This window comes from Magnetococcales bacterium (assembly GCA_015231175.1).
Classification (GTDB): Bacteria; Pseudomonadota; Magnetococcia; order Magnetococcales; family DC0425bin3; genus HA3dbin3.
The window spans coordinates 1-10,289 of record JADGBZ010000102.1 but is presented as its reverse complement, the minus strand read 5'-3'; the positions used below and the strand labels follow the sequence as shown (position 1 = coordinate 10,289).

Below are 10,289 nucleotides of genomic sequence, written 5' to 3'. Positions count from 1 at the left end.
CTTTTTGCGTCCCCGTCATATGTCAAGCCTCAAAAAACTTGAACATCGAGTGTCATGCACTTTCCTGCTCATCCCTCTTCCTCCTTGAAATTTCAGGTGCGGCACCATGCCGCTTCCTGGTATGCTTCCGTTGCAAAGGGTGGTTTGGTCGCTGCCGGATCGGCACGCCGTCTCGGTAGCGACTCGGCCATATGGTCCAAGGCTCCATGCCCAGGACGTTGGCAATGATGACTTGTGCCGCCGGGTAGGACTTCACCAGTACTTTCTTTAATGTTCCCTGGCCGTACCCGTTGGCGCGGTCAAGCCCACGAAGCGTCCAGCCGATTTTCTCCAGTGCTGCCTTGATGTCGGCTGGATGCCAGTCAATTGCCCCTTCCGGGGCCTTTTTTTGGGTGTCGGTGTGTCTCATGGGGGTTAGATATATCGAAGTTTCGATAGGCTGTCAAACGAAATTTCGATAATTTCTCGGTCAGTTTATCTAATGTTCGTTTTTGTGAAATGAATAAATAAAATGTTGCTTATAAAACAATATGTTATGCCTGAATCTGACCGATTTTCTCCAATTTGGCGTGAGGGTCAGATTCTCCATGTCCGAATCTGACCATCTCAGTGATCGCCTTAGGTCGTTGGTGAATGAATACGCCGGTGGGAATGAAAGCGAGTTCGCGAGACGTTGCGCTACTCCTACAAGTTCGGTGAAATCCTGGCTATTGGGAACGATGCCTAAGATCGACAACGCGGCTAAAATAGCGAAAATGTGCGGGGTCTCACTGGAGTGGCTCGCCACTGGCGAAGGCCCAAAGCGGCGGGGGGATGCGGCCCCGGAGAAGCCTGCCAAGGGGAGCATACCGGGGTATCCTGATGTGGGGGCGATGGATGTGCTGGAAGGAGTCGCCATCATCACAGAACTGCTCAAAGGCAAGTCTCTTTCCCCCGACCTGATGAAGGAAGCCGTCCAACTCTGTTGCGAGGTGATGGCTGACGAAAAGAGGAAAGGTGACGACGCAGCACTGGCACGGCAGATCGGATTAGAGCGGGTGAAGCGGGCTATCAGGCTGGCGGAAAATCGGGAAAAGTAGTTCCGATTCGTTTTTTTTGCTTTTCATCTTCAAAATTTGTATTTTATCAATTACAACAATATGTTGTTGAGAATCGAAACCCAAGATTGGCTTGTGTGCCAGCGTTCCGATTCTCTCGCCATGAATCGGAACGTGACCAAGCATGGATCTGGAAAGCGTTGGAGGAATGCTGGCACAAAGAATGGATTACAACTCCTACGGTCGATATGGACCGGAGCTTACAAAAGGAGGTATCCATGAAAGCTGCACGTCTCGGTAAACTTCTCGGACAACATGCGGATGACGAGAAGCAAACTATCGATACAAACTGTCTGACATTCCGATGGAAAACAGCAATAACGGTCTTGATTTTTCTGGTGGGGGGCGGTTGGTGGTGGCACGCCCACGAAATCGCCTCACGCACAACAGCCGACCACCAAGCCCGGGAGGCCGCCCAACCCCTTTGACCTGCCGTTTGACGAAGCGATCGATTTTTTCCGCAAGAAGATCAACATCCCCACCGCGCATTGGGACGACCTCCGGCGTGATGGCCACGACACCGGCTTCATGGTGGCAGGCGCCATGAAGGCGGATCTGTTGACCGATCTGCGTGGCGCCGTGGACAAGGCCATCTCCCAGGGCATCACCCTGGAGAGCTTCCGCAAGGATTTTGATGAGCTTGTCGCCAAGCACGGCTGGGCCTACAACGGCGATCGCGACTGGCGGACGCGCATCATCTTCGAGACCAATATTCGCACGGCCTACGCCGCCGGGCGCTATGAGCAGATGACCGACCCGGAGCTGGTCAAGCTGCGTCCCTATTGGCAATACCGGCATGGCGACTCGGTCCATCCCCGCCCCTGGCATCTGGCCTGGCACGGCACCACCCTGCGCTGGGACGATCCCTGGTGGCTGACCCACTACACGCCCAACGGCTGGAATTGCCGGTGCTACATCGTTTCCCTGGGACCGCGTGATCTGGCCCGGCTGGGCAAGCAAGGCCCGGACAGCACACCAGACGATGGCACCTACGAATGGACCGACCGGCAGGGCAAAAAGCACACGATCCCGGTGGGGATCGATCCGGGGTGGGACTATGCGCCGGGGAGGTCCACTCTGGCATTGAGGATGCGTGATGTGGTCGAGAAGAAGGTGACGGGATTGCCGGAAGGATTGCGAAAAATCATGCCAGAGATCACCACCCCGCCACGGGAAGTGGCCTTTAGAAAGCTTTTGGGGGACGAACAGGTCAACACCCTGGCGCAGGAGGCCCAGCAAAGCGCCATGCGGTATGGCGTCTCCACCACCAACCTCTCCGTCGTCGATCTGGCGGCCTTGCGTCACTATACCGGACTCACCAAGGCCGGGAGTGGCAAGCGGAACCACGAACTGATCAACAGTGCTTTGCGGAACGAGAATCTTGAAGAGGCCAATCGTCTTGCGCCTGTCATTGAGACGCTGAAAGCTGCCATGGCCAGGCTGCCCAACAAGGTAGCCGATGTGGTGCGGGCGACTGATTTGCCGGATCATGTGGCAAAAAACGTTGTTCCAGGAGGTGTTTACAGTGATGCCGGGTTCATGAGTACGGCCATCAACGAGACCAAATTCAAGGGAGAGTACATTTTTTTCATCAAATCCAAGACAGGGAAATGGGTTGAGCCGTTTTCTTTCTACCCGGACCAGAGGGAGGTGTTGTATCCTCCAGGAAAGGAGTTCACGATTGAAGCTGTCCGTGTGCTGGACAATGGGAAGATCGAGGTGGATTTGAAGGAGAAATAAGATGGAATTTGGCTACGCTCCAGGTTTGACGGAAGAGGATATGGCAGACATCAAACGGCACCATGAAATGGCGGACAGGATGGTTGCTGAGCAAAAAATCAATCCCCCCACTGAATATTTCAAGGGTGAGAGATTTATGGGCGGAAAATTTTATCCACCTGGTGTGACGCCGCCCGAGTCGTTCTATGATCGTATGGTGCGCGAAGGGAAGATTAAAATCTGATATGTCCGGCGCCACCCTCGACATCCAGATCGACGACCGTTCCGCCCTGGCCATGCTGGCCGGGTTGCAGGCGCGTGCCGCCGATCTGACTCCTGCCATGCAGGCGATTGGCGAGCATATCATTGAAACCACCCAGGTCCGTTTCGATGCCCAGGTGGCCCCGGACGGCACGGCGTGGCAGCCGGACAATCCGGGGTATTGGGCCAGCAAAAAGATCAAGAAGGTTTTGACCGAGTCCTCGCGTTTGCGGGGGTCGGTCGTCTACAAGGCCGGTCGTGACCAGGTGGTGGTTGGAACCAACGTCCTTTACGCCGCCGTTCACCAGTTCGGCGCCACGATCGTGCCCGTGCAGGCGAAGCGACTACGCTTTCAGATCGGCAGTCATGTGGTCTATGCCAAAAAGGTCACCATCCCCGCCCGGCCCTTTCTCGGGGTCAACGACACCGACCAAAAAGCGATCATGGCCACGATCCAGGATTTTCTCCTGGGGGCGACCGCCTGAGACGCTCTATACGGCGTTTTCCTGCCCCGACCATCCTCACTACCCACGCTTGATAAAAACCTCACCCAGGAAGAAATAAACGGGGTTTAAACCCCATCCCGCCATGGATGGACGCTGCCTCGGACGCATGAAGCCCAAGGCAGCCAAAAACCGAACATGTTCGGTTTTTGTTTTTCTCTCCAAAATCCCTGTTCCGCTGAACCCCTTCACACTCCCTTTCCCCGTCGCGTCGGGCATCCTGCCCGACATGAACGCACACATACTCTCCATTGCTTCTTGCGCCACCTCCCTGTCACCCGGGCAGGATATCCGTCTTTTTCCGTCCGGGAGCTTTTCCGCGGTGGACGGCAGGCCCGGCGCCCTCGAAGGCACGAAAATCACTGCCTGGAAGATCGACGCCCAGACGGCTGCCCGGGTCATCGCCGACTTCCAGGGCAAGGCGCGAGATCTGGTGATCGACTATGAGCACCAGTCGATGTACGCCGTCGACAACGGCTTGCCGGCTCCGGCAGCCGGCTGGATCAAGAATCTGCTGTGGCAGGAGGGGACGGGCCTGCTCGCCAGGGTCGAGTGGACCGCCAGGGCAGCGGAGATGATCCGCTCCGGTGAGTACCGGTACATCTCTCCCACTTTTTCCTTCGACCCGAAAACAGGCGCCGTGACGGCGCTTTTGAACGCCGCCCTCACCAACAATCCGGCCCTGCCCGGACTGGGCGAGGTGCTGGCCAGATATTTTCCACCCACCAAAAAGGAGCAGGACACCGTGTCTCTTGCCGCAATCGCACAAGCGCTCGCCCTGGCCGAAACGGCCAGCGAGCAAGAAATCGTTACCGCTCTGACCGCCATGCAGAGCAGGATGGAAAAGGCCGAGGCCATGCTGCTAAGTACGGTAACAAGCCGTGGAAATATCTATTGATCCCGCATGATGCCATTGCAGAAAACATGACATTGGCAGGACTCTCTCACAGATATTCCCCCAAAAACGGTGAGGAGTGACAGTTTCTTCCATATTTCGACACGCAATGAACGTCACGACCCAATCTTTTTTTGGTAGGTGCTACACCGATATTTTCCCTGTTTTTCCCCCGGTCATGGCAGCACGGCCCGGCAAGCGCATCCTTGTCATGTCTATACAAAACATGTAGAGATGGAAAGCATTGGCATGGGCATGACTCTGTCACAACAAACACAGCAGAAAATCAGCCCCATGAGCGGCACCCCCAAATATTCCACAGCCGAATTGAACGAGGCGCGTCAGCGTGCCCTGGAAGCGGCGCGCCGCCGCCAGGCCAGGGAAGAAGAACACACGCGGCGCCAGGTGGAAAAGCAGGAGTGGGAACGCCGCCAAACCCTGTGGCGTCAACAAAAGTTGTCTCGGGGAGAAGGGCAATCCGCACCCGCGCCGGGCAGGATCGAAGCCGAGATGGCCGTTGCCGCACTGGGATCCCTGTGTGTCGCCATGCAGCAAGATGCCCTGCTGATGCGCTGGCTGCCTCGGGAAGTGCTGGACCTGGAAATCATGCTCCGTGACGCCGAACAGGCCGTGGTCGAAAATCGCTTTGCACTCCCTCCACACCTGCTGGAACAGGCGCGCCGCAGCGAACAAAGGCTTGTGGCGCAAGCCAATGCCGCCCAGCTCAAAGCCGACAAGCGTGACCATGTCGCCCGCAGCATGGCCATTGTACTTCAGGCCATGGGTTTTGTGACCACCCAGGCGGGGGAGGAGCATCCGGGTCATCCCGCCACAGCCCTGCTGCTCAGGGCGGAAAAGGCCTCGGGAGAGAACGTGTTGGCCAGCGTCCCGCTGGAAGGGGATGTCTGGTATGAGATGCCCGGTTACCCCCACACCGTCGAGCAGAATGGAACCACCGGAGAGCACTTTGCCACCTGTGCTGCGGCGGAAACGCTTTTGAACGCCATGCGGTCACGCTTGTCAGCCACCTTCGGCGTTGACCTGGGTGAAATCCAGTGGGCGGAAAAAACACCCCATCATGTGGAAAGCCATGAGCAGGCCCTGCCCGCCAGCCACCCTGCACCCTTCGGCAAAAACCGCTCATGAGTGATTTCAGTTCACGCTGGATCAAGGAGTTTGAACGCCTGCTGCTGCGGCGCAAACACATTTTGCTGCATGGCAATGTTCACGACCAGTTTTTGTGGCGCGGGCGTTATCTCTCCGTGTTTGAATTTTTGGACACCTGCCTGCGGGAGATGGACTTCAACCTGATCGTGCGTTTTGACCCGACGGATGGTTTCAATTTTACCGGCCAGATCGCACCGCCCGCGCTCGATGCTTTCAGGAAGAGTCACCCTTCCGTCCCACCTTTGCCAACCGGGTTGCAGGAACGCTTTGCCGAGCTGGTCCGGCGCGGTATCGTTGCACGACAGGCGGAGGTTGATGGTGGCCTGATGGCGCCCACTGCCGCTGTCGTCCAACCGGAAAATGCCAACCCCGTCGTCCCGCCGCCACGTGCCCTCCCCAGCGCTGCCATGGGCTCCCCGAGGCCACGCCGGCTGGCACCGGAAGAGGCCCTCGCGGAGTTGCGCCTGACCCTGGCGCAAAGCGAACTTCCCCTGGCGGCCATTCTTGACCTCGGTGACATGCTCACAGCCAGTGCTGCCCATTATGGCGCTGAAGAACGCCATACCCTGATGCTTTTGAAAAAATGCACCCTGGAGGCGGCCATCATCCAGGAGGGAGCGCTGCAAGGCTATGCCAACACCCTGGTCATTCAGGCCAGTGACCTGAAACGGGTTCCCGAGTGGTTTTATCGGGACAATCCCCACGTTGCCCTCGTGCAGGTGGGACGCCCCGACAAGGAAGAACGCCGCATGTTTGCCATGAACCATATCCGCCCTGGACGTGGAACCCGTGGATTTTTTGGCGGAGAAGCCATTCAGGCAGAGAGCCCCTCCCCACGACACGCATCGGAGTTGGAACTTTTGGCCGAAGAGTTTTCCGACCTGACGGATGGCTTGCAGACCATCGATTTACATGCGCTCCGTTTCTCTTCCTGGCAAAACCGCATTCCCCTGCGGCGCAAACAGGTGGCCCGGCTGGTGGATCATTTCAAATTTGGCGTGACGGAAGACCCCTGGGAAATGCTCCACGCCGACAAGGTGCGCCAGGCCCGGCAGGTGCTTGCGCAACGGGTCATGGGTCAGCCCAAGGCGGTCGAGATGGTCACCAACCTGTTGATCAGCGCCCGTGTCGGCCTGAAAATGAGCGGCGGCAGAGGAAGTACCCAACCCAAAGGGGTGTTCTTTTTTGTGGGGCCAACCGGAGTTGGCAAGACAGAGTTGGCCAAGGCATTGACCGAACTGGTCTTTGGTGACGAACGAGCCTTCGCCCGCTTCGACATGAGCGAATACAAGGAGGAACATGCCGCCGAAAAACTGGCTGGCGCACCGCCCGGCTTTGTCGGCTATGAAGCAGGAGGTCAGTTGACCAACCGGGTCATGGCGCACCCCCACAGCATTCTGCTGTTTGACGAAATTGAGAAAGCCCACCCCAAGGTGTTGGATAAATTTTTGCAGATCCTTGAAGATGGCCGCCTGACGGATGGCCAGGGACAGACTGCCTATTTCCATCAGACAGTCATCATCTTCACCAGCAACATCGGGGCATCCGACCTGAGCGATCCCCAAACCGGGCAGTTGATCCGCCCGGGAATCATGCGCCAGGTACAGCTTGCCGGGACGACCCACGATTTTTCCCGCGAGCGGGTGGAAGATCACTTTCGCCAGGAGGTGGCGTGGTATTTTACCAGTCGGATTGGTCGTGTTGAATTGTTGAACCGTTTGGGAGACAACATTGTCGTCTTCGACATGCTGCGTCCCGAATACATCAAGGACATCGGGCGCAAGTTTGTCGAACAACTGGCTCTTGCCGCCCGGGACAAGTACCAGTTGACCCTGGAGATCGATCAGAGCATCTACACCATCCTGAGCGCCGAAATGGCCAAAGGAGATCACCTCCTGTTTGGTGGCCGGCGCATCAGGAGTATCCTGGAAACACTGCTGGAACGTCCCCTGAACAGATACCTGTTCGAGACCTCTCCAGACCCCCGGGAGTTGTCCGGTTTGACTTTGCGATTAACACTGAACGATCATTGCGGTCTGGATGTGCAGCGTGTTTGCACGGACCATGCATGAAAGCCTGTGGTTTTGTCCCACGCCTTGACATCCTGCCACCGCCCCAGCGTCGCTTGTGGGATGAACTCGCTGCCGTGCCAACGGAGTTCGTGCTCTATGGCGGGACAGCCCTTGCACTCCACCTCGGACATCGCAACTCCGTGGATTTCGATTTTTTCGGTGACAAGTCATTCGATCCGACGAAACTGATTCCTGCCATCCCCTTTCTAAAGGGGGCCATCGTCACACAACGCCAGCCGGATACGTTCAGTTGCACGGTCGACCGTGGGGGCATGGTCAAACTTTCATTCTTTGGGTTGCCAGGGACTCCGCGCTTGCACTCTCCGCTGATCGCACCAGATAATGGTCTACAGGTAGCTGCGTTGCTTGACCTTGCGGGCATGAAAGCCTCCGTGGTGCAAATGCGGGCTGAGGCAAAGGACTATTTCGACATGGACGCTCTTTTGGTTGATGGCAGGATCGACTTGCCGAAGGCTCTTGCTGCCGCACGGGCAATCTACGGAACGCCGTTCAATCCGCAAAATACGCTCAAAGCGCTTTCCTACTTCGAGGATGGAAATCTTTGGCGCCTGCCGCAATCAGCCAGGGACAGACTGGTGAAAGCCGTGTGTGCCGTCGATCTTGACCGTCTGCCCACGATTGTCGCACCTTGCCACGTGGCCAACCCGGATATGGCGTCATCACGGTGAAAACCATTCCACTTACCCCCGACACGGAGGCTCTGGCGCGTCGTCTTGTGTGGTTCGAGGAGCCAAATGAGGCCTTGTCCGATACCTTCCGCTTTGTCGCCTATGCGCTGGCATGGGCAACGCACGAAGATATGAAGTTGTTGCGGCGGTTTTTGACAGAAGAAGATCTTCGTGATGCCCTTGACCATGCACCGGCAGGCATCATTGATCCGCGCTCATGGGCGTATTGGAATGCCAAAATGGGGCGGTATCCCACACCACCCATGCCGACGCGCCGATTTGGTCAAAAGTGAACGACAGAGGGCACCAGATAGTAACGCCGAATCGTGGTGGGGAAGCATGGATTTGTCACTAGCAACACGGAACAGAGGTCATGCGCGATGGGTAATGCTTTTGCGTTGGATTTGATTCCAGGACTCGGAGAACAAAATCAATCGATGTCGGACAACGCCTCTCTGCGCGTGCTGAACGGACCCGGGAAAGGGAGAACATTTGCCTTGGACCAGTCGCGCATGGTCATGGGGCGAAATGATCCCCCACAAGTGGTCGTACAGATCGATTTGACACCCTGTGAACTGGGGGAGGAGCCCATGGTTTCCCGGCGGCATGCCGAGTTGCACTGGATTCAGGGAAAACTGTACCTGGTGGATCTGGGCAGCCGCAACGGCACCGAGGTCAACGGAAAACCCCTGCAAATCCAGGAGGGAGCCAAAATATCGGAACCGGTTGAGTTGCCCCCGGGCAGTCACATCAAGCTGGCTGATCTTGAACTGAAACTGCTGCGACAGGAAAAAAAATGGGTAACCGATGAAGCTGAAATCGACTGAACTTGCCGTCCATCTTCAGCGTGGCTCATGGCCGTCGGCCATCCTGCTGTATGGCCCGGAACAGGGGCAGATCCGGGAGACCGAAAAACGGATTCGTGCCCAGCTTTTTGGTGTCCATGCCGAGGATGCCGACTTTGATGCCGAACTTTTTCATGGCGGTGACCTGAACCAGGAACGGTTCTACGCTGCCTGCCGCACCCTGCCGTTTGTGGCCTCCCGGCGCCTGATCCTGGTGCGCGAGGCCGAACGTGTTCCTGCCGGACTCCTGCCATCCATCCGAAGCCTTCTGGAACATCCCAACCCCGTGGCCTTGCTGCTGTTTACGGCAACCTCCCTGGATGCCAAGAGTGGCCTGCGTCTCCGCTTTGAAGCGGACAAAAGCTGTTGGTGTGTCCCCTATTATCCCCTGGAGGGACGCGACTTTCATCGCTGGCTCAAAGAGCGGTTTGCCATCGCCAAACTGACGGTGGACGAGGAGGCGTTGGAACTTTTGGCACAACGTCTGGAGGGCGACACCGGTGCTGCCCACCAGGAGCTGGAAAAGTTGCAGTTGTATTTGGGCAAGGATCGACACGTTGTTTTGAAGGATGTTTTGGCGGTGGTGGGGGAGACGGTCGACTATACCCCCTTTGCCCTGGCCGAAACAGTCACGGCAGGTGAGGTCACACGTGCGCTTCATATTCTGGACCGTCTGCTGGAGCGAGGAGATGAACCCCTGGTTTTGCTGGGAAACCTGGTGGCAAGGGTGCGTCGTTTGATCCAAGCCCTGGAGCTGTTGGCCGAGGGGATCTCTCCCAGACAGATTGCCACCCAACTTAAAATTTTCTGGAAAGATGAAGGATCTTTCCTGAACCAGGCCCGCGTCATCCCGCCTGCGCATCTGGCGGAGGTTCTCTTGGCCTGTCAGGCTGCCGACACGGGCTTGAAAGGTGTTCAAAAACTGGATGCCAGGCAGGTCATGGAACGCACAACCATGCGGGCAGCCCTTCTTTGCGGAAAAAAATAAACGATTAAAAAACTGGGATGGAGGTCCAGGAGGAAGGGCTGCGCCCTTCCTCC

The 10,289-nt window shown here is 57.0% G+C and carries 12 protein-coding genes and 1 pseudogene; 12 read left to right on the top strand and 1 reads right to left on the bottom strand.

Annotation, left to right across the window (positions count from 1 at the left end):
* Nucleotides 1–52: 52 nt before the first annotated feature.
* Nucleotides 53–409 carry a helix-turn-helix domain-containing protein gene (locus tag HQL63_14835; protein MBF0178100.1) on the bottom strand — a complete coding sequence of 119 codons (357 nt, stop codon included), beginning with the start codon at nucleotides 407–409 and terminating at the stop codon, nucleotides 53–55.
* 178 nt (nucleotides 410–587) lie between these two features.
* Here HQL63_14835 and HQL63_14830 point away from each other — a divergent pair, with 178 nt between their 5' ends.
* From HQL63_14830 to holA, 12 genes and pseudogenes are all read left to right on the top strand, one after another.
* On the top strand, nucleotides 588–1,079 hold the full coding sequence (locus tag HQL63_14830; GenBank protein ID MBF0178099.1) for a helix-turn-helix domain-containing protein: 492 nt from the start codon (nucleotides 588–590) through the stop codon (nucleotides 1,077–1,079).
* A 236-nt stretch (nucleotides 1,080–1,315) separates the two neighbouring features.
* On the top strand, nucleotides 1,316–1,525 hold the full coding sequence (locus HQL63_14825) for a hypothetical protein (protein ID MBF0178098.1): 210 nt from the start codon (nucleotides 1,316–1,318) through the stop codon (nucleotides 1,523–1,525).
* A gap of 1 nt (nucleotide 1,526) precedes the next feature.
* Nucleotides 1,527–2,255 (top strand): annotated as a pseudogene (locus tag HQL63_14820) (hypothetical protein).
* A 583-nt stretch (nucleotides 2,256–2,838) separates the two neighbouring features.
* Entirely contained in the window at nucleotides 2,839–3,060 is a 222-nt protein-coding gene (locus HQL63_14815) for a hypothetical protein (protein MBF0178097.1), read from the top strand.
* Nucleotide 3,061: 1 nt separating this feature from the next.
* Nucleotides 3,062–3,562 carry a phage virion morphogenesis protein gene (locus HQL63_14810; GenBank protein ID MBF0178096.1) on the top strand — a complete coding sequence of 167 codons (501 nt, stop codon included), beginning with the start codon at nucleotides 3,062–3,064 and terminating at the stop codon, nucleotides 3,560–3,562.
* Nucleotides 3,563–3,809: 247 nt separating this feature from the next.
* Nucleotides 3,810–4,478: a hypothetical protein gene (locus HQL63_14805; GenBank protein ID MBF0178095.1), complete on the top strand. Its 669-nt coding sequence runs from the start codon at nucleotides 3,810–3,812 to the stop codon at nucleotides 4,476–4,478.
* A 246-nt stretch (nucleotides 4,479–4,724) separates the two neighbouring features.
* Nucleotides 4,725–5,621, top strand: coding sequence for a hypothetical protein (locus HQL63_14800; GenBank protein MBF0178094.1), 897 nt, complete (start codon nucleotides 4,725–4,727; stop codon nucleotides 5,619–5,621).
* The gene (locus tag HQL63_14795) at nucleotides 5,618–7,714 is read left to right on the top strand and encodes an ATP-dependent Clp protease ATP-binding subunit (GenBank protein MBF0178093.1); all 2,097 of its coding nucleotides are present in this window, start codon (nucleotides 5,618–5,620) and stop codon (nucleotides 7,712–7,714) included. Before HQL63_14800 ends, HQL63_14795 begins: the two co-directional genes overlap by 4 nt.
* Nucleotides 7,711–8,403 carry a nucleotidyl transferase AbiEii/AbiGii toxin family protein gene (locus HQL63_14790; GenBank protein ID MBF0178092.1) on the top strand — a complete coding sequence of 231 codons (693 nt, stop codon included), beginning with the start codon at nucleotides 7,711–7,713 and terminating at the stop codon, nucleotides 8,401–8,403. Before HQL63_14795 ends, HQL63_14790 begins: the two co-directional genes overlap by 4 nt.
* Complete coding sequence (locus HQL63_14785) at nucleotides 8,400–8,696, top strand: hypothetical protein (protein MBF0178091.1); 297 nt, start codon at nucleotides 8,400–8,402, stop codon at nucleotides 8,694–8,696. Before HQL63_14790 ends, HQL63_14785 begins: the two co-directional genes overlap by 4 nt.
* Nucleotides 8,697–8,840: 144 nt before the next feature.
* Nucleotides 8,841–9,230 (top strand): FHA domain-containing protein, encoded by a 390-nt coding sequence (locus HQL63_14780; protein ID MBF0178090.1) that lies wholly within the window; start codon nucleotides 8,841–8,843, stop codon nucleotides 9,228–9,230.
* Nucleotides 9,211–10,236: a DNA polymerase III subunit delta gene (gene holA / locus HQL63_14775; protein MBF0178089.1), complete on the top strand. Its 1,026-nt coding sequence runs from the start codon at nucleotides 9,211–9,213 to the stop codon at nucleotides 10,234–10,236. The genes HQL63_14780 and holA overlap by 20 nt, the downstream gene beginning before the upstream one ends.
* Nucleotides 10,237–10,289: the final 53 nt, after the last annotated feature.

What these genes read in the sequence shown, in the direction of transcription:
- HQL63_14835 (MBF0178100.1), bottom strand. Translation starts at nt 409, where the DNA reads ATGAGACACACCGACACCCAAAAAAAGGCCCCGGAAGGGGCAATTGAC.
- HQL63_14830 (MBF0178099.1), top strand. Translation starts at nt 588, where the DNA reads ATGTCCGAATCTGACCATCTCAGTGATCGCCTTAGGTCGTTGGTGAAT.
- HQL63_14825 (MBF0178098.1), top strand. Translation starts at nt 1,316, where the DNA reads ATGAAAGCTGCACGTCTCGGTAAACTTCTCGGACAACATGCGGATGAC.
- HQL63_14815 (MBF0178097.1), top strand. Translation starts at nt 2,839, where the DNA reads ATGGAATTTGGCTACGCTCCAGGTTTGACGGAAGAGGATATGGCAGAC.
- HQL63_14810 (MBF0178096.1), top strand. Translation starts at nt 3,062, where the DNA reads ATGTCCGGCGCCACCCTCGACATCCAGATCGACGACCGTTCCGCCCTG.
- HQL63_14805 (MBF0178095.1), top strand. Translation starts at nt 3,810, where the DNA reads ATGAACGCACACATACTCTCCATTGCTTCTTGCGCCACCTCCCTGTCA.
- HQL63_14800 (MBF0178094.1), top strand. Translation starts at nt 4,725, where the DNA reads ATGGGCATGACTCTGTCACAACAAACACAGCAGAAAATCAGCCCCATG.
- HQL63_14795 (MBF0178093.1), top strand. Translation starts at nt 5,618, where the DNA reads ATGAGTGATTTCAGTTCACGCTGGATCAAGGAGTTTGAACGCCTGCTG.
- HQL63_14790 (MBF0178092.1), top strand. Translation starts at nt 7,711, where the DNA reads ATGAAAGCCTGTGGTTTTGTCCCACGCCTTGACATCCTGCCACCGCCC.
- HQL63_14780 (MBF0178090.1), top strand. Translation starts at nt 8,841, where the DNA reads ATGTCGGACAACGCCTCTCTGCGCGTGCTGAACGGACCCGGGAAAGGG.
- holA (MBF0178089.1), top strand. Translation starts at nt 9,211, where the DNA reads ATGAAGCTGAAATCGACTGAACTTGCCGTCCATCTTCAGCGTGGCTCA.